16 protein-coding genes are annotated in these 17,404 nt (G+C 61.0%); 1 reads left to right on the top strand and 15 read right to left on the bottom strand.

Going from position 1 to position 17,404, the window contains the following annotated elements; translation table 11 throughout:
• Positions 1-45 precede the first annotated feature (45 nt).
• From PY308_RS21890 to PY308_RS21860, 7 genes are all read right to left on the bottom strand, one after another.
• Positions 46-1,410 carry an ABC transporter permease gene (locus PY308_RS21890; RefSeq protein WP_275791286.1) on the bottom strand — a complete coding sequence of 455 codons (1,365 nt, stop codon included), beginning with the start codon at positions 1,408-1,410 and terminating at the stop codon, positions 46-48.
• Positions 1,410-2,804 carry an ABC transporter permease gene (locus PY308_RS21885; RefSeq protein WP_275791285.1) on the bottom strand — a complete coding sequence of 465 codons (1,395 nt, stop codon included), beginning with the start codon at positions 2,802-2,804 and terminating at the stop codon, positions 1,410-1,412. Before PY308_RS21885 ends, PY308_RS21890 begins: the two co-directional genes overlap by 1 nt.
• Positions 2,801-4,630, bottom strand: a complete 1,830-nt coding sequence (locus PY308_RS21880; RefSeq protein ID WP_275791283.1) for a sugar ABC transporter ATP-binding protein — start codon at positions 4,628-4,630, stop codon at positions 2,801-2,803. Before PY308_RS21880 ends, PY308_RS21885 begins: the two co-directional genes overlap by 4 nt.
• A gap of 94 nt (positions 4,631-4,724) precedes the next feature.
• Complete coding sequence (locus tag PY308_RS21875) at positions 4,725-5,894, bottom strand: ABC transporter substrate-binding protein (RefSeq protein WP_275791282.1); 1,170 nt, start codon at positions 5,892-5,894, stop codon at positions 4,725-4,727.
• Between the two features lie 28 nt (positions 5,895-5,922).
• Positions 5,923-6,693 carry an AttM family quorum-quenching N-acyl homoserine lactonase gene (attM, locus tag PY308_RS21870; protein ID WP_275791505.1) on the bottom strand — a complete coding sequence of 257 codons (771 nt, stop codon included), beginning with the start codon at positions 6,691-6,693 and terminating at the stop codon, positions 5,923-5,925.
• Between the two features lie 194 nt (positions 6,694-6,887).
• Positions 6,888-7,736, bottom strand: coding sequence for an alpha/beta fold hydrolase (locus tag PY308_RS21865; protein ID WP_275791281.1), 849 nt, complete (start codon positions 7,734-7,736; stop codon positions 6,888-6,890).
• A gap of 37 nt (positions 7,737-7,773) precedes the next feature.
• Complete coding sequence (locus tag PY308_RS21860; protein WP_275791280.1) at positions 7,774-8,163, bottom strand: hypothetical protein; 390 nt, start codon at positions 8,161-8,163, stop codon at positions 7,774-7,776.
• Between the two features lie 240 nt (positions 8,164-8,403).
• On the opposite strand from PY308_RS21860, the gene PY308_RS21855 reads away from it, so the two are divergent.
• Entirely contained in the window at positions 8,404-9,180 is a 777-nt protein-coding gene (locus tag PY308_RS21855; protein WP_275791279.1) for an IclR family transcriptional regulator, read from the top strand.
• A 16-nt stretch (positions 9,181-9,196) separates the two neighbouring features.
• Here the strand turns inward: PY308_RS21855 and PY308_RS21850 are convergent, their stop codons facing one another.
• The 8 genes from PY308_RS21850 to PY308_RS21815 all read right to left on the bottom strand — a co-directional run bounded on the left by PY308_RS21850 (position 9,197) and on the right by PY308_RS21815 (position 17,394).
• On the bottom strand, positions 9,197-9,985 hold the full coding sequence (locus PY308_RS21850; RefSeq protein ID WP_275791278.1) for an IclR family transcriptional regulator: 789 nt from the start codon (positions 9,983-9,985) through the stop codon (positions 9,197-9,199).
• Between the two features lie 359 nt (positions 9,986-10,344).
• Positions 10,345-11,103 carry an SDR family NAD(P)-dependent oxidoreductase gene (locus PY308_RS21845; protein WP_275791277.1) on the bottom strand — a complete coding sequence of 253 codons (759 nt, stop codon included), beginning with the start codon at positions 11,101-11,103 and terminating at the stop codon, positions 10,345-10,347.
• On the bottom strand, positions 11,100-12,410 hold the full coding sequence (hisD, locus tag PY308_RS21840; protein WP_275791276.1) for a histidinol dehydrogenase: 1,311 nt from the start codon (positions 12,408-12,410) through the stop codon (positions 11,100-11,102). Before hisD ends, PY308_RS21845 begins: the two co-directional genes overlap by 4 nt.
• A gap of 118 nt (positions 12,411-12,528) precedes the next feature.
• Complete coding sequence (locus PY308_RS21835; protein WP_275791275.1) at positions 12,529-13,467, bottom strand: 3-hydroxyacyl-CoA dehydrogenase; 939 nt, start codon at positions 13,465-13,467, stop codon at positions 12,529-12,531.
• 5 nt (positions 13,468-13,472) lie between these two features.
• The gene (locus PY308_RS21830; protein ID WP_275791274.1) at positions 13,473-14,360 is read right to left on the bottom strand and encodes an N-acyl homoserine lactonase family protein; all 888 of its coding nucleotides are present in this window, start codon (positions 14,358-14,360) and stop codon (positions 13,473-13,475) included.
• A 40-nt stretch (positions 14,361-14,400) separates the two neighbouring features.
• Positions 14,401-14,946 (bottom strand): hypothetical protein, encoded by a 546-nt coding sequence (locus tag PY308_RS21825; protein ID WP_275791273.1) that lies wholly within the window; start codon positions 14,944-14,946, stop codon positions 14,401-14,403.
• Positions 14,943-16,049, bottom strand: a complete 1,107-nt coding sequence (locus PY308_RS21820) for a LacI family DNA-binding transcriptional regulator (protein WP_275791272.1) — start codon at positions 16,047-16,049, stop codon at positions 14,943-14,945. The genes PY308_RS21825 and PY308_RS21820 overlap by 4 nt, the downstream gene beginning before the upstream one ends.
• 130 nt (positions 16,050-16,179) lie before the next feature.
• A complete protein-coding gene (locus PY308_RS21815; RefSeq protein ID WP_275791271.1) occupies positions 16,180-17,394 on the bottom strand; it encodes a sugar ABC transporter substrate-binding protein in 1,215 nt (404 codons plus the stop codon).
• Positions 17,395-17,404 lie beyond the last annotated feature (10 nt).

Here is a 17,404-nt window from a genome sequence, read left to right as displayed (position 1 = left end):
CAATGTCCCCCTTTGCGGATCGTGATATGTTTCATGGAGATGTCCTCAGATCTGTGTTCGGATGTGTGGAGAGCGGGCGTAGAGCGCGACCATTGGCAGGATCAGCAGGCCGAAGATGAATTGCTGCCACTCGAACTTGAGGCCGATGCCGACGAGAAAACTCGAAAGCACCTGCAGGACGAGCACGCCGATGACGGTGAAGCCGTAGCCGCCTGCCCCGCCCAGAAGCGAGGTCCCGCCGACGACGACGGCCGCCAGCGTCAGGAACAGATACTGGTCGCCGACCCCGATGAAGCCGCCGCCCGACCAGCCGAGCAGCAGGCTGCCGGTCATGGCAGCGAAGAAACCGGACAGCGCATAGGCGATGACCCAGTAGCGCATTTCGGAAATCATCACCCGGCTGGCCGACGTCCGGTTGACGCCGAGGGCATAGAGAAACCGGCCGTAGACGGTGAGGCGCATGCCGACGATGAGGATGAGCGCGATCACGCCCCATATGGCGATGACCGGCGGGAACGGCAGGCCGAACGTGGTGCCGTTCATGGCCGAGAGATTGGCAAGCCAGGCTGGCACGGTGCCGAAGACGTTGCCGGAATATTGCGAACCGATCGAGGTGACGATCTGTACGCCGCCCGAAATCGCGAAACCGGTTCCGAGCGTCACGATAAGCGCCTGGCCCTGTAGCTTGTAGCTGAGGAACCCATTGATGACGCCGAGCGTCGCGCCGATCGCCAGCACGACGATCGTTGCAAGCCAGGGCGGAACGCCAAGGCTGATAAGATAGAGAAGCCCGACATTCGCAGCACCGATGATGAAGGGTATCGACAGGTCGAGACCGCCGAGAAGGGCGACCAGCGTCTGCCCGATGGAGGCGAGCCCGAGGAAGGACGCGAAAAGCAGCATCGACTTGATATTGTTGCCGGATGCGAAGCCTTCGATGTTCATCGATCCGACGGAAAACAGGCCGGCCAGCACCATGATGCCGATGAAGGCGGAGCGATTCTGCTGAAACTGGCGGCCGAGCGTCCGTGTCAGGACGAGAATGCCCAGAAGGATGAACAGGGACAGCACGTTCCAGATGTTGAAGAAGCCCTCGACCGTCAGCGACAGCACGAGAAAGGCCAGCAGGATCAGCGCCAGCCCGAACAGCGGCCAGCGATACTGGTTCCACGCCTGTCTCAAGGGGCTGGGACCGTCGGTGACCGTATCCGGCGCTCGTCTCAGGAAGAGGCCGAGGACGTAGCGCCAGCCCCAGACGAACAGGATGAGAGTGGCAATGGCCGACAGGATGATGATCTGGACGGTCAGCCCCTGCGCAAAGCCGAAGCCCACGCCGATGGCGGTGAGGACGAGGCCGGTCACAAGGCCGAGGATGAGCGCCGGGAGACTGGGCTGCGGCAGGTTTTCCATCACTCGCTGACCTCCACGTCTGGGCTGCCGACCGTGTCGGAGACCGCATAGGCTCCGGCCAGCACGAGCGCCGCCACGATGACGGCGACGGCGGGCGCGATGGTCCGGCGATCGGACTGGCCGAGCGCCAGCCGGAGAAAGACCGCGATGACCACCAGAAGCAGCGCGGACAGGACGAGCGGTGCCGCGGAAAGCCGCAGGGCTTCGGTGGCGGACGACAGCGTGGCGATTTCCAGCGGGCCGGTCAGCGCTGCCTGCATGTCGAGCGGTCCCGGCAGGAAAGCGCCGGCCGCGCCAAGTGCGGCATAGTCAAAGGTCGCATGCAGGATGACGCCGAGGACGACGACCGACAGGGCGACGAAATAGAGCAGCGGCGAGAAATTGCGGATATAGCGCTGGATGACCGGGATCAGCAGCGTCAGGAGCAGCGAGACGACCAGGATCGTGCCGTAGGCGAGATTGGTGACGAAGCTCTGCACCGTGCCGAAGTTGAACGTCGCCAGCACGAAAGTGATGAGATAGAGGTTGAGCGCGCCCAGCGCCGATCCGAACACCCCGCCCCGCCCGCCGGCCAGCGACGCACCGCCGAGAACCAGCGCCGTGACGGCGATCAGCGTATAGGTCGTGCCCTGCGAGGGATCGCCGGACGCGATCAGCGCCGTGAAGCAGATCGCCGCGAGGCCGGCGAAACATCCCGAAATCAGATGCGCGCCGATGCGGACGATGGTAATCGGCACGCCGGATGTGTAGGCAGCCCGCTCGTCCGATCCCATCAGCCGGAGATGCGTGTAGAAGGCGGTCGCGGTGAACAGCAGCCAGGCGGCGGATGCCAGAAGCAGAATGACGAGGATCGGCGAGAAGATCGTGGTCCCATAGCCCCATTCTGCCATGAAAGGCGGTGCTACGCCGCCGGGTCGCGGCAGGATGACGAGGTTGATGCCGGTCAGCGCCAGATAGCCCGACAGCGATACGATGATCGGCTGGACGCGCACGAAGATGACGATCAGCGAGAAGACGAACTGATAGAGCGCGCCGACCGCCATGGCATAGAGGAAGACGGCGATCGGATTTTCGAGCAGGCCCGCGCCATGAAGCTGGATCAGCGTCACGTTGATGAAGCCGATCAGCGGCCCGATCGACAGGTCCACCGTTCCGCGCCCGGAGATGGCGGAGGCCATCAGGGCGTAGGTCGCGAGGATCAGAGGCGTCGCGACGATGATGGCCGCGCCGATGCCCGACGACGTCATAAGGCTCGGCGAGCGCAGGACGGCCAGCGCGAGCAGCGCGAAGAACAGAGTGATCGGCATCAGCAGGAAGGGGTTGGAGCGCCCGCCCTGCGCTTCGGTTTGCGCGGCGGCCTTTCGGGGCGCGGTTCCGGACAGGGGCTGGCTCATCGTGCACCCTCCGCCCGCTTGCGTCCCTCGTTGTCGAACTCGACGACGCGAATGGTCTTGGGCGCGAGCTTCACATCGCTCGCGACCGCCGCCACCAGCCTCTCCACCGGCACCTGGGATTGCGGAAGACGTCCGGTTGCAGCCTGCATCTGCGCCCTGATGGCTTCCGGCACCTCGACGCGCACCCGGACGCCATCTCCGGAGCCGGCAAGCGCGGTATCGGCGGGCGCAGCGTCGGCGCGCCCGCGCGTCAGGCCGTATTGGGTCGAGAGGCCCTGGCCGGTCGTTTGCCCGAACATCGCCTCGAGAACCTGTTTCGGATCGAGCTTGCGCCCGTCGAAGGCATCGAACGGCGCGCCGTCGCGAAAGACGATGACGCGGGTGGCGAAGCCGAGAAATTCCTCGATTTCCGAGGACATGTAGACCACCGCCCGGCCTTCGTCGGCGAAGGTGCGGAGATGCTTGTAGAGTTCGGCCTTGGCGCCGACATCGATCCCGCGCGCGGGGTCGTTGAGAACGATGACATCCGGTCGCATGGCAAAGCCGCGACCGATCAGAACCTTCTGCTGATTTCCGCCGGAGAGCGAGGTGATCCGGTCTTCCTTCTGGCCGAACTTGATCAGAAGGTTGTCGGCTTCGCGTTTGAAGATGGTGCCGAGCGTTGCGCGATCGATGATGCCGAGAATGCCGCCGCGTTTCTTTTCGCGGTAGAGCGGCATCGCCATGTTCTCGAAGATCGAGAGCGAGGCGAAAATCCCCTCGCGCTTGCGGTCGCCGGAGACATAGGCGATGCGGCCCTTGACGGCCTCCGCCAGAGTGCGGACCGGCTGCCAGTTATCGTGGCGGTCGGAGACCTGCACGAGGCCGCGTGCGGCCGGCATTACACCGGCCAGAACCCGCACGAACGCATCCTGCCCCTGCCCGTCCAGACCGGCGACGCCGACGATTTCACCGCGGCGCAGGTCGAAATCGAAGGACCGGCCCTCCGGCCAGATCGCCAGGCCCCGCGCCTTCAGCGCCCGCTCCGCCGTCTTCGGCTGCGGCGCGACCGCGCTATGGTGCCCGGCACTCCGGTTCTCGCCGGTCATCAGCGCCAGCAGGTTTTTTTCGGTAATTTCGGATTTTTCAAGGACGCCGACATCGCGGCCGTCGCGCAGCACGGTGGCGCGGTCCGAGATGCGAATCAGTTCCGCGATCCGGTGCGTAACGATCAGCACCGTCGTGCCGCGATCCCGCAAGGCCCGCATTTTCGAAAACAGACGTTCCGTGCTGTCGAAATCGAGCGCCGCCGAGCTTTCGTCGAGGATGAGTATCTTTGGCTCCGAGAGAAGCGCGCGGGCAATGGTGATCCACTGCTTGAGGCCGAGAGGAAGCGTGCCAACCAGGGCATGCGGATCGACCGGCTCGCCGGCCAGTTCCTCCATCAGTTCGCTGGCCCGCGCCACCTTGCGCTCCTGCGAAAGGGTCTTGGCAAAAAGGCGGTCGGCACCCATGAAGATATTGTCGACCACCGAGCTTTCGTCGGCCACCATCACTTCCTGATAGACCGTCGAGATGCCCAGCGCCCGGCTCTCGGCGGGTGTGGAGGGCGTTTCGCCCAGAATGGAGACGGTGCCGCTGTCGACCGGAAGAATGCCGGAGACGACCTTGGCCATGGTGCTCTTGCCGCAGCCATTGCCGCCGACGATCGCATGGATCTCTCCGGCGCGCGCCGAAAACGAGGCCCCGTCCAGCGCGCGGGTCGGGCCGAAATATTTCTTGACGTTGCGAACCAGGATCGTGTCCCGGCCGGCCGATACGGCATCGTCAGATACAATGGCGGCCATGGTTACGGACTCACGCAGTTGAAAATAAAGGGTGGTGACAGGGGCTGTCGCGGCCCCTGCTGTGCTCAGGCAGCTTTTGGGAGCAGCCGCCGGCTTACTTTGGCTTGAAAGCCTTCGGATCGGCCGGGCGAAGGAAGAAGTCGTCGAGATAGGACGAGGCGCCGCCCCAGCGGTCCGCGCCGACCTTCAGCCATTCGGCGGTGTCCACGGAGCAATCCTCCTTCATCACGGCCTTGAGATCGTCATGGGTGAGCTTGACCGGATCGACGAGGATAGACTGGATTTTCGGCCCCTGCCCCTGCAGCGTCCGCATCATAATGTTCCAGGTTAGCCCGATCTCGTCGGCTGGCGGCCAGACCTGATAGGAATTTCGGATGTAATCAGGATTGTTGCGCCAGTAGCAAAGCGCGCCGAGTTCGCCGCCTATCGCCACGGGAATATCGCCCCGGCCCGATTGCTGAACGGCGCGCAGTACGCCCATTTCCGCCGCCGACTGCACGACGATGCCATCGAGCTTGCCGGGATTGGTCGCAAGCCATTTCTGCACCTCGCCCTGCGCCACCTGGTCGGTCCACATGCCAGCGACGCTGCCGGCGATCTCGATCCCCGGTGCCGTGGCAAGCCCTGCGAGAACGCCGCGATTCTGGCTGTCGGAACCCGATGTTCCCGGAATGCCCTCAACGACCAGAACCTTACCCTTGCCGCCGAGCTGATCGGCCATGTCCTTGCCGATCTCGTAGCCGGCGACTTGGTAGTTGACCGAGGAGTTGACCGAGTATTCCGACGTCAGGTAGCCGGTCAGCGAGAAGACGGGCACGCCCTTGTCGGCGGCATATTTGACGCTGGCGTTCAGCGCCGTCGGGTTTGAGCAACAGACGATTACTGCATCCACCTTCTGATCGACAAGCTGGCGCATTTGCTGGATCTGCGTCGAATCGTTGAGGTTCGACTGGGTGATCACCACCTCGGACACGAGGCCGAGCGCCTTCCATTCCGGCACGATCTTGTTCTGCAGTTCGTCCATGACGGCGGCGCGCCATGTGTTGCCGGCATAGGAGGACGCGTAGCCGATCTTCCACGGCGGCGGATTCTTCGCGACGAAGTCGCGCCACTTGCTCGGCTTGATCGGCTGACCGGGGTCAAGCATCTCCGCGTTGTAGAGCCGCTTTGCGACCTCGGGGTTGATCTCGTCAAGACCTTCCGCGAGCGTCGTCGATGCCGTTAGTGCCAGTAGTGTCGTCGTTAGTGCCAAAGTCCGAAACATGTCAGGTCTCCTCCCAATGTTCGTTTGCTCAGTCATAAAAGTCGTAAGGGGCCTTGCGGAAATCGGGCCATGTGTCCGGGTCGTGTCCCGTCACCACCATGGCGCCCGTGTCAGCCGCGATGCGGCGCAGCTTGGCAACGGAATCGGCTGCCTTCGCCGACGACACCACCAGCCCCGGAAGCGTGCGGTTTTCCCAGTGATCGACGGTGTAGGCAGCATCCATCGCCAGCAGGATCGGGCCGGTCTTGGGCAATGTGATGAGAAAGGACTGGTGGCCCGGCGAGTGACCCGGCGTGAAGATGGTGCGGACCGTGCCGTCTCCGAACAGATCGTAATTGTCGGTGAATTCGCCGCCGAGAAACTTCCAGTTCACGCCCGGCCGGTCGAAATCGGCGCGGATGTAAGCGCCCGCCGAGAACCAGTGCGGCTTGAAGGCGTAATCGTATTCGGCCCGCTGGACGATGTATTGCGCCTTCGGAAAGCGCCCGAGCGCGCCTGTGTGATCGAGGTGCAGATGCGACTGCAGAACAAAGCGGATGTCGTGCGGCGCCACGTCGACCAGTTTCAGCTGGTCCACGCAATTGTCCGACAGTGCCATGACCGGATCGTAGACATCGACGACGGAACCCCAGTGGCCCCGCTTGTCGATCGCCGCCTCGACGGGCGTGCCGCCGTCAATGACCACATTTCCCTGTGGATGCTTGATCAGGTACCACGGCACGGGAATCTCGTAGTTTCCCTCGCCCTGGTTCATCTTCACGTATTTCGTCTTGGTCTTCAGCGTCCCGGTCTGGAACATGTGCAACTCTATACCGGATGACTTTCGTCGCTCGCGAGGAAGCTCTCTCGCCTTGGCGGCAAAGGACGGCCGTGCCGCCAGCGCCGACTGGCGCGGCTTTGCCGCGTTGGAGTTTCCCTCCACCTCGACCCGCTGTCCCTTGTCGTCGAACTCTACGATCTTCATGTCGAAACCCTCCTCCGTTCCGGTTCTGGTCAGGTGCGGGCTTCGACGATGCGAAGCGCTTCGTTCAGGTAGACGGCGAACAGGGGATAGTTTTCCGACATCGGAAAATGACCGATGTCCTCCATCTCGATGTAAATGCCGCCCGGGATCTGCCTCGCCGTATTTTCGGTCGCTTCCGGCGGCGTCAGGAAGTCGTAGGTGCCGGTCATCATGATGACCGGGCAGCGCTTGGTATCGATATTGCCCAGCTTGCCGCGCAGATCGTGATCGATCGAGTAGAAGAACAGGTCGCCTTTGAAGACTTCAGAGCCTTGGGTGTAATAATGCCAGGTGAGCCAGCGATCCATGTCCGGGCTTTGGGGCGCCATCAGGTCCCAGACGCCGCTGGCGCAGACCTGCGCCGCATTGGCATGCGGGTGGCGCCACCAGTCGAGGAAGAAGCCGGGAGCATGCTCCGCCGCCTCGACTGGAATGACCGCTCGGAACTTGTCGGGGTGATACAGTGCCAACTGCAGCGCCACGTTGCCGCCGAAGCTCGATCCCATGAAGATCGGCCGGTCGAGTTCCAGCGCATCGCTGAGCGCGATGATGAAGTTCATGTAGTGGCTGGCCGTCAGCGTATATTCTTCCTTCCACCACTCGCGATTGTGCGGTGGGTCGGACTTTCCGTGACGCGCGAGATCGTAGGCGATGATGTCATAGGTCTTGGTGATGTGCTCGTCCTCGAGCAGGCCGCGCCACTGGTGATTGTGGCAACCAGCCGTATGCTGGCACAGGATCGGCGTGCCGCTGCCGTTCCTCAGGTAGAAGACCTTGTATTCGTAGCCGTCTACATCGATCGTGACGTAGCGGCCGATGACCGGTGAATGCTTGGCCATGCGAAACCCCTGTAATGTGTGATGGGAGAGCCGGGCATCAGACGGGGACGCCCACCTTGCGCAGCAGCTCGAATTGAACGGTGAAGTTCCGCAGGTTCTGCATCATCACGAGGATATTGCCCTCGATCTTGAGGTCGCGGCGGAAGCTGGCGGCCCAGATGCCATGATACATCGGCGCCGGAATGGGCTGCGCGAATTCGCGCCAGGTGGCCGCGCTGGCGCGCAGCACGAAGTCATAGGCGTCGAGTGGCTGGGGATCCGTATTGACCCGGTAGACCTTCCCGTCGACCATCTCGACGATGACTTTCTGGGTGCCCATGTCCCACATGTATGTGCAGGTAAAATACCTTGCCATCGCGCCAATCGTCTGGTCGCGATCGGACGCCTCACCAAAGCGCACAGCCCAGTCCCGGACGGTCATAACCATGTTTGCCTCCCATCTTGCAGTCATCCGGCGGAAAATCATATTCGAAATAGAATATACCGTCCCGTAAACCGAATTGTGTTCCGTATATCGAACAATTTCCTCTGGACGGAAACCTAATCTTCAGGTTAAACATATGTCAAGCGAATTCTGCAGGCGCAGGACGCATCTTAAGGACCCGCCATGGATCAGCTGGAAAGTAAGGTGAAGTTTGCGCCGGCCCTTGAGAGAGGCACACGGATCTTGGATCTTGTCGCGCGGTCTAAAGGCTTCCTGAGCCTGTCGGATCTTTCTCGCGAGCTCAAGATTGCCCGCAGCTCCGTTCACACGCTGTGCCACACGTTGGTGCAGCTCGAACTTCTGCTCAGACGCAACGACCAGACCTATCAGCTCGGCCCCCACGTCATGCGCTGGTCCAATGCTTTCACGCAGCAGTCGGACGTCGCTGCGGAATTTGCCTCGATCTGGGATCAGGAAACGGAACTGCCGGGTGCGACGATCACACTCTCGGTGCTGGAGGGCGCGGAAGTCGTCTACCTCGCCGCGCGAAATTCCGTCGTCAGCCACTCCCTGATCGAGTTTCGAGCCGGCATGCGGCTACCGGCGGCCTTCACGGCCACGGGCAAGGCCTTTCTCAGCCATATCAGCGACTTCGAGGTGCGCAGGCTCTTTCCGGATGGGTTGCCCGCCGGACTTACGCCGAAGAGCGTGCAGAAAATCGAGACGCTGCTCGACGAATTGCGGGAGATACGCAAGACGGGCTACAGTTGTGATCATGAACAAGTCGCCGAGGGGATCGTCTGTTTCGGCGCATCGGTTCTCGACAGCCGCAACCGGCCGATCGCTGGCGTCGCCGTCAGCCTGCCGGCCGAATTGCTGACCCAGGCCGAGCGACCGAGGATCATTGCCAACGTCCAGCGAATCGCCACGCGGTTGTCGCATCGCATGGGCGCGGATCTTTCGATCGACCGTTCCACTGCTCACAGGAGGAAAATCGAGACCGCGTCCGGTGGCGTGTAGCACCCGCCGCAGCCGGTCAGGTTGACTGTGGCAGGTCGGCGCCCATACGGCGCGATAACCGGTCGGCGAGGACCACCACGGTGTTTGACGCCTCCGCCAGCGCGGTGCTTTCGGCCAGTTCGGTCGGAAGGCTGAGCATCACGGCAGCCAATGGCCGGTTGAGAGCATCCAGAACCGGGGCGCTTACATTGGTCACGCCGTCGAGGCACTGCCCGACGTCCTCGGCAAGGCCCGTTTCCCGTATCGACCGAATTTCTTCCAGCAGCCGATCGACGCCATGAACGGACGCCGCCGTCAGCGGTTTCGGCAGGCCATCAGCGAACCGTCTGCGGATCTCGAAGTCCGACCATTTCGACAGGATCGCCTTGCCGGATGCCACGAACGGTGCGGCGATCCGCATCCCCGGACGAGCATTGAAGCGATGGCCGGCCCCGGATTGCCTGATGGCGATGAAGACCATGTCTACATCCTCCTGTACCGACAGTGTCGCCGTCGCCTCAGGCGCAATCGACAGGTCCGCGCACAGAAGGGAGAATTCGGTCGCCACGTCGGTCTGCATGTCGAAGGCATGGGACCAGCGCAGCAGATGCGGGCCGAGCTGGAAGGTCTGGTCTGAGCGCCGGATCAGCATGCCAAGCTGCACCATGGTCAGGCAGAGGCTGTGCACGGTGCTTTTCGGGAGATCTGTCTCACGCGACAATTCGGATAGAGTCAAAAAGCGTTTAGAAGCCGATACGATATCGAGAACGCCGGCGGCGCGTTCGACCGCCGGAACAAGCTTCTGCAGGCTTTTATCCTGATCCATAGCATCTCAAATCCTGTTTGCCCCAGCTATAGGTATGTAACCTGCCGAAGACAACCGGGCATGGAGGCATACTCGGTGAGAGCGATGGATTTGTGATTTGACTAGGTGCTCCGCGACGACCGTCAGAATTCCCGTCTCTGCGGCATGCATCCCCGTTTTCGGCGCGTGTCTTTCCGTTCCTCCAAGGCAAGGGGGCCAGCAGGAACGGGTGGGCTGCCCGGCTTGGGAGGTGATCCCGGGCAGCCCTTCGGACTCGCCGCTGCTGGTATGGTCCGCCGACCAGACAGCCGCTCGTCAACTGATTCTGAGCACGTTTCGCCCTAGATGCCGTGCAGGGGAACAGGCTTTTAGGCAGACGCTTACTCGGCCGTCCATCCGCCGTCCAGCATCAGAGCGCTTCCCGTCATCATCGCCGATGCGTCGGACGCCAGAAATACCGCAGCGCCGGTGACGTCGCTCGGCTGGCCCAGACGACCCAGCTTGATCTTGCTCAGAACGGCCTCCTTGAAGGCGGGATCTTCGAAGAACGGCCGTGTCAGCGGCGTCTCGATGAATGTGGGGCAGATGGTGTTGACGCGAATCCCGTACACGCCCACTTCGACGGCCAGCGCCTTCGTCAATCCCTCCAGTGCCCATTTCGATGCGCAGTACAACGTCCTGTTCGCCGCTCCGACATGCCCCATCTGCGACGACATGTTAATAATGGAACCCCGCGTTCCGCTCTCGGTCATCCGTTTCGTCACCGCCTGCGCTGCGAAGAACGCCGCCTTGAGATTGAGGTCCATGACGGCGTCATAGTCCTCCACCGTCACTTCCCCGATCGGCTTAGGACGGTTGGTGCCGGCATTGTTGACGAAGATGTCGATCGGGGCTTGCGCGGAAATCGCCCGCGCGAACCCCTCGATGTCAGTGACATCCTGAACGAGAGCCTCCGCTTTCCCTCCGATCCGCCCGATCTCGCCGACAACCGAGAAAACGTCGTCGGAAGAACGGGAGCAGATGATCAGTTCGGCGCCGCTCTCTGCCAACGCGACGGCGATGGCGCGGCCAAGGCCGCGTCCTGCACCGGTGACCAAAGCCCGTTTCCCGGTCAGATCAAAGAGAGACTGGACCGTCATTCGGCGGCAACGCCGTAGGCGATATTGCGGCCGCCGTAGCGGCGAACCCTGATGTTGCACTGTTCCGCGTGGCCGACGAAGCCTTCGAGCATGCACAGGCGCGATCCGTATTCGCCGATCATAGCGGCGGCTTCGTCTGTGGTGATGCGCTGGTAGCTGTGCGTCTTGATGAACTTGCCGACCCACAGGCCGCCGGTGTAGCGCCCGGCCTTCTTGGTCGGAAGCGTGTGGTTGGTGCCGATCACTTTGTCGCCATTGGCAACGTTGGTGCGGGGCCCGAGGAACAGCGCGCCGTAGCTGTGCATGTTCTCCAGATACCAGTCGTCCCGGTCGGTCATGATCTGCACATGCTCGCTGGCGATGTCGTTGGCAACCTCGAGCATTTCCTCGTGCGTGTCGCATAGGATGACCTCGCCGTAATCCTCCCAGCTTTTCGACGCTGTATCGGCGGTCGGAAGGATCTTCAGGAGACGATCGATTTCCGCCAGAGTTTGCTGCGCCAGTTTGCGGCTGGTGGTGAGCAGGATGGAGGGCGAATTGTAGCCGTGTTCAGCCTGACCGAGCAGATCGGTCGCGCAGAGTTCGGCGTCGACGGTGTCGTCGGCGATGACCATCGTTTCCGTCGGGCCGGCGAAAAGATCAATGCCGACGCGACCGTATAGCTGGCGCTTGGCTTCTGCCACAAAAGCATTGCCCGGACCCACGATCATATCGACGGGCTTGATGGTTTCCGTGCCGATGGCCATCGCGCCAATTGCCTGGATCCCGCCCATGACGTAGATCTCGTGGGCTCCCCCAAGGTGCATCGCCGCGATGACGGCCGGATTAGGCTCACCCTTGAAAGGCGGAGTGGCAGCGATAATCCGCGGCACGCCAGCGACCGATGCGGTGGCAACCGACATATGGGCCGAGGCGACCATCGGGAACTTGCCGCCGGGAATATAGCAGCCGACCGACTGAACCGGGATATTCCGATGTCCGAGGATGACGCCGGGCAGGGTTTCGACCTCGATGTCCAGCATCGAATCGCGTTGCGCTTGAGCGAAATTACGAACTTGCGCCTGCGCGAATTTGATGTCTTCCATGTCTTTTGGCGACACGCGCGACATAAGAGCTTCAATCTCGCTCTCCGACAGGCGGAAGGATGCCGGAGAGTATTTGTCGAATTTCTCCGAGAGGTCGCGCACGGCCGCATCGCCCCGCGTCTCGATATCTTTCAAGATACCTTCGACGGACTGGCGAACTTTTGCATCGTCTTCCGACCTTTGATCAGCCGGTTTGCCCAGCTTGAGATGTTCAGTGCCCATAGTACACACTCCTGCTTTCGATCTCAGCTTACGGGCTTGAGGATCATGATTGTGGCCGTTGCGTTGGCCGGTTTCGCCGCGTCTTCGGCTGTTCTGGTTTGCTTGCTCCGCTTGGAGCTTAAAGAATGCCTTCAGTCTGCTTGAATGCGGCCAGTCGGGCGAGGACGAGGTCTCGCCACTCTCGCCTTTGGACGAGTTGCTCCGCAGTCAGAGATCTTCGACGCTCAATCTCTGCTGAGGCAATAGTTTCGGGCGACCACGGCTTGGGATCCCGGCGGGATAAGGCCATCTGGTGGTACATGGGCCCAAGGCGCGCCGCGTAGTCGGCAATTCCGCCGGGGGCGTTTAGATCAATGGTTTCAAACGGCCCCATGAAAAGCCACCGCAGACCGAGCCCCGCCCTGACGGTTGCGTCGATATCGTCGATGCTGGCATATCCCTCGGAGTAGAGTGCCCAGGCCTCATTGAGTAGCGCGCCTTGCAACCGATTGAGAATGAAACCATCGACTTCCCGCTGGAGAGACACAGGAACCTGTCCGACCTCCGTCATCAGCTGGCGTGCCCGATCGACCGCGAGCGGGTCGGTCCAAGGGGCCGGCACCAGCTCGACGACCGGCACGAGATGCGGCGGATTGACCGGATGAGCAATCAGAAACCTCTTCCTGTTCGCGCAGGCTTCCGTAAAGCGTGATGCGGGGATTCCAGAGGAGGATGATCCGACGATCGCGTCCGGAGAAAGATGTTTATCGATATCGAGAGAGACTGCCGATTTGACGTCGATCGTCTCAAAAACCGATTCTTGAACGTAGACTGCTCCGTTGACAGCCTCCGCCATGCTCTCGACAATCCTAATTTTCTCAAGAATGCCGGTCGGATCATCGACCAGCCCAGCAGAATGCAGGCTCCCCAAGGTGGATTTTGCCCAGCTCAATACACCGCGCCGTACTGCCTCCGACGGGTCGTAGACGGAAACTCGATACCCAGCGCGAGCGAACACAACCGCCCAGCCAGAACCCACCAGCCCAGCTCCGACGATTGCGATGTGTTTGCTATCCATTGTCATTATTTCACTTTCGAAGTTGCGCCGTCTGCGAGGCAAATTTCGGTGACGCGAAGCCCCTCGCTGGTGATACGCGACGGGAATGCATCTTTGAGCCGTTCCTCGTGAATGGGAATGACCCGGCGAACGTCGTGGCCAACTTGCGAGAGCATGTCTTCTGTCGCGAGGATAAGATTGGTTTGGCTTCCGACTGCGAGGCCGACCGGCACGAAGATGTCCTCCAGATCGACATTCGACCCCGGCCCTTTGAGGTTTTCGAAGACATAAACGAGATCGCCCGCGAGCACCCACGTGTCGGACGACTGCGCCTGCCCGTCGTTTCGAACGGTGACCCACATCGAACCGAAGGTATGGCTGTCGAAAGCCGTGTGCAGATCGATGCCAGGCAACACGTCCGTCATCGGGCCGTTCACCGTTTCGAGCCGGCGGTCGCGGGCGAGCGCCACGCCCCTGACGATGTCGCCGGGATCGACGGCCGTCATGATCCAGCGCATCCGGTCGGGAAGCGACATCGCCCAGACCCATTTCGAAATTTCCCGTTCCTGAATGTAGAATTTCGCGTTGGGGAAATCCTCGACATTGCCGAAATGGTCGAAGTGGCAATGCGTGATGAAGCACGTATCGACGTCTTCCGGCTTGATCCCCACCTCGGCGAGCACAGTCGCCGGGTTGCGCCAGTTCTCGACGCCAAATTTGTCGCCGAGATGCTTGCCGTAGTCCTTGTTGTTGAAGCCGACATCGACCATGGCGACATGGCCTTCACCCTGAATGACCACATAGCAGTAGGGCAGCTTCACATAACCCTGGTTGTGTGCGCCGTAGATGACACCGCTCTTGTGGTAACTGGCAACGTAGGAATACTCACAAACCCAGATCGAATATTTTCCCATAACTTCCTCCCGATCGAAACTGTCTTCTCTTCCCGTGCCGTCAGCCGCTTGCGCATGAACAGCATGCATGGCTGAAATCGACCATCGTCATGCCTCTTCCCGCCGACGAACTTGCCGACAAGGCCTTGTAGGCTGCCTCGAGCCTCTCCTGCATCAGGTCGAATTCGGCATCCCGGTCGAATCCTTTTTTCCAGTCCGGAAACGCGCGCAGGATCATCTCGCACAAGGTCTGGCACGTGCTCAAGGCGCCCCAGTGCCAGTTGCCGGCAGATTTTTCCTCCAGGGCGCGGAGCAGGTCGTGCGCATGCGCGCATCGCTCACGACATGCCTCGAATTCGGCTATTTCCAGAACCTCCGAACGCTTCGTCAGGCGCGCCAGGATCAGCAAACCGGCAACCTGGCCCACAACCCTGCGCAGATCTTCGTAGATCGGCCGCGCATTCAAACCGTAGTCAGCCACAGCATTGTCCAAGATCGGCTCGACCATGGCGCCGGGCGCCGGCGCATTGGCCAGCGCAGTGCAATCGGCGCGGTGAAGAGTAACGAGACGATCGAAAAGATGCTTTTGCCCCTGCAAGCTCCTCATAGCGTCCCCCGCCGTCTCGTGGTTCCGCGCTCTATCAAAGGGCCCGGCGGAATACGGTGCACCTCGCCCGGCGCGTCGGGATCGGATGCAAGTTTGCGAGCAAACTCGACCGTGATCGAAAGCATCTCCTCGACGGGTTGCCTGACGGTGGTCAGCGCGTGTGACGGCCAGGCCGCCATCGCAATGTCGTCAAAGCCGACGACTGAGATATCCTCCGGAACGGAGAAGCCGAGTGTCCGGACACCTTCTATGAACCCGATGGCAACAATGTCGTTTGCGCAGAAAACCGCATCGGGCCTTTCGGGAAGTTCCGCCATGGTTTTGGCCGCCGCAAAGCCCGCCTCGTAGCTGAAGCTGCCTGCTTCTATGACAAGAGGAGCCGCAACGCCTCGCGCCAGGGCCCGTTCGCAAAAGCCCCGTTGGCGTTCGACGTTGGTGGATGCCCCCGGAAATGCGGCCACGTACAGGAGGCGTTTGTGTCCAAGATCAACGAGGTAGTCGGCGACATTTATTCCGCCAGCAATATTGTCGCACGTAACCCCGTGTTCCGCCGCGTCGCCGGAAAGGCGGTTGAAGAAAATGCAAGGACTTCCTGCCTCGCTGCATTCCTGTACGGCGCGGGAGGAGAGTGCGGCCGCAAGGATGATAACGAGATCAGGCTGGTAGGACAGCAACAGTTGAACCGCGTCATCGACCTTATCCGTCGCGTTTGCTGAGACAAGCATGACATTCATTCCAAGCACTTGCAGGTCCGCAGTCAGACGAGTCATCACCTCTGGATAGAACGGGTTGGTGATATCAGCGACGACCAGACCCACGATCTGCGTCCGTTTTGTAATGAGACTCTGAGCGTAAGGGTTCGCTTTATATCCGATCGCACGGGCCCGCTCGAGCACAAGGGTTCTGGTCGCGGGAGCAACGATCGCTTCCGGATAGAATGCGCGCGAGACTGTGGAGACAGACATTCCCAGGTCCTTGGCCAGATCTTTAACGGTTACACGCCTTCGAGAAGGGCTCTTTTGGTCCAGTGTAGTCATGCGTTCCTCCGTTCGATGAAGTGATTTGCTGAGTTGTGGCGCTGCACAAACATAGTCGCACTCCATCTCGTTCGGAAATGGTCAGAAGTCTTTCTTCATCTGATATCCCGGCCAACCGCATGACAGGCAAAGTTGATGGCCACGTTCGGCCGGGCGGCGGCCGGCACCCCTTGGTTAGAGGGCGCCGGCCGTTTTGTCAGTTGGCTACGGTCGGTTCGATCTTCGAAAGCTTGTACATATCGGCCGGCGGTTCGCACTTGTCGCAATTGATGCCCGGTGCATTCGCTGCTTCCTTGACCTCTTCCGGCAGCGGCTGGATCGTTGCGCCGTCCACGGGCGTGCCGTTGAGTGCTGACTGAATTGAGAGCTCGGGAAGCATTACAGGATCTAGCACCTCCGTGACGAACGAAGATGGCACTTTGCTTTCCGGAAACGCATTGCAGCCGTCCTCGAATTTATCGCCGGTGCAGATCTTGATCTTGTCGGCTGGAGCCCATGGCAGCGGATATTCGATGTTCATCGCCTTGAGGTCCCGCTTCTTGGTCAGGATCTCCATCATCAGCTTGAAGGCATAGCCCGATGTCGCCGGTGGCGATCCGGCCGAAACGCCCTTCAGTCCCTTGGCCTGCATCTCGGGGTTCGCCAAAGCGAGACGGAAGCCGTTGGAGTTTTCTCCGGTCATCGGAACGAGCTTGTCGCCCTTGTCCAGCTGGGCCTGGATCGCTCCGTACTCGCCAGCCTGGGCCCATATCCCGTCCACGTCAGGATGTGCCGCCAGTGCCTTCGCGGTCTCCTGCTGTGTAGTGCGGTCATCCCAGTACGAGTAATATTCCGCGACGACCTTGATGTCCGGATACTTATCAAAAACGCTTAGCGCACCGTCGGTGTGGCGTTTGTCGACCGAGTTGCCGGGAACGCCCCGGCTGAGAAAGATATTGCCCTTTCCACCAAGCGCGTTCACCAAAGCCTGCGCACTGTTTTCACCGAAGCCGGCCGTGACATAGCTGACGTTGTAGGCGCATTTTTCAGTGACCGTCGCATCGTACATGAAGAACAGGACGCCTTCGTCGCAGCCGCGCTTGATGGTGCGATTCAGTGCCGTCGACGAGATGGGGAAACTGATGATGCCAGCGGCGCCATCGTCGATCATGCTTTCATAGGCCGAAATCTGAGCCTGCGGATCCGTTCCGGAAATGACTTCTTTCAATTCGACCATGTCCTTGTAAGGAGCGGTCGCAGCCAGCGCCTTGACAATGTTCGCGGCTTCGGATTGCCAGGCGTTGCCCGAATAGCTGAGGCTCAGGTAGATTTTAAACTTCTCATCCTGCGCTGCTGCCGGCTGCGCGAGCATCGTCCCCGCGGCCAGTAGGGATAGGGCTGCAAGTGTGGTTTTCATCGTTTTGTTCAGCATTGGCTTCTCC

The organism is Pararhizobium gei, from assembly GCF_029223885.1.
GTDB lineage: Bacteria > Pseudomonadota > Alphaproteobacteria > Rhizobiales > Rhizobiaceae > Pararhizobium > Pararhizobium gei.
The sequence above is the reverse complement of the archived record's forward strand: the minus strand, read 5'-3'. Positions and strand labels throughout refer to the sequence as shown.

Bases quoted from the DNA above. Each gene is read 5' to 3' on its own strand.
- PY308_RS21890 (WP_275791286.1), bottom strand. From the start codon at position 1,410: ATGGAAAACCTGCCGCAGCCCAGTCTCCCGGCGCTCATCCTCGGCCTT.
- PY308_RS21885 (WP_275791285.1), bottom strand. From the start codon at position 2,804: ATGAGCCAGCCCCTGTCCGGAACCGCGCCCCGAAAGGCCGCCGCGCAA.
- PY308_RS21880 (WP_275791283.1), bottom strand. From the start codon at position 4,630: ATGGCCGCCATTGTATCTGACGATGCCGTATCGGCCGGCCGGGACACG.
- PY308_RS21875 (WP_275791282.1), bottom strand. From the start codon at position 5,894: ATGTTTCGGACTTTGGCACTAACGACGACACTACTGGCACTAACGGCA.
- attM (WP_275791505.1), bottom strand. From the start codon at position 6,693: ATGTTCCAGACCGGGACGCTGAAGACCAAGACGAAATACGTGAAGATG.
- PY308_RS21865 (WP_275791281.1), bottom strand. From the start codon at position 7,736: ATGGCCAAGCATTCACCGGTCATCGGCCGCTACGTCACGATCGATGTA.
- PY308_RS21860 (WP_275791280.1), bottom strand. From the start codon at position 8,163: ATGGTTATGACCGTCCGGGACTGGGCTGTGCGCTTTGGTGAGGCGTCC.
- PY308_RS21850 (WP_275791278.1), bottom strand. From the start codon at position 9,985: ATGGATCAGGATAAAAGCCTGCAGAAGCTTGTTCCGGCGGTCGAACGC.
- PY308_RS21845 (WP_275791277.1), bottom strand. From the start codon at position 11,103: ATGACGGTCCAGTCTCTCTTTGATCTGACCGGGAAACGGGCTTTGGTC.
- hisD (WP_275791276.1), bottom strand. From the start codon at position 12,410: ATGGGCACTGAACATCTCAAGCTGGGCAAACCGGCTGATCAAAGGTCG.
- PY308_RS21835 (WP_275791275.1), bottom strand. From the start codon at position 13,467: ATGGATAGCAAACACATCGCAATCGTCGGAGCTGGGCTGGTGGGTTCT.
- PY308_RS21830 (WP_275791274.1), bottom strand. From the start codon at position 14,360: ATGGGAAAATATTCGATCTGGGTTTGTGAGTATTCCTACGTTGCCAGT.
- PY308_RS21825 (WP_275791273.1), bottom strand. From the start codon at position 14,946: ATGAGGAGCTTGCAGGGGCAAAAGCATCTTTTCGATCGTCTCGTTACT.
- PY308_RS21820 (WP_275791272.1), bottom strand. From the start codon at position 16,049: ATGGAGTGCGACTATGTTTGTGCAGCGCCACAACTCAGCAAATCACTT.
- PY308_RS21815 (WP_275791271.1), bottom strand. From the start codon at position 17,394: ATGCTGAACAAAACGATGAAAACCACACTTGCAGCCCTATCCCTACTG.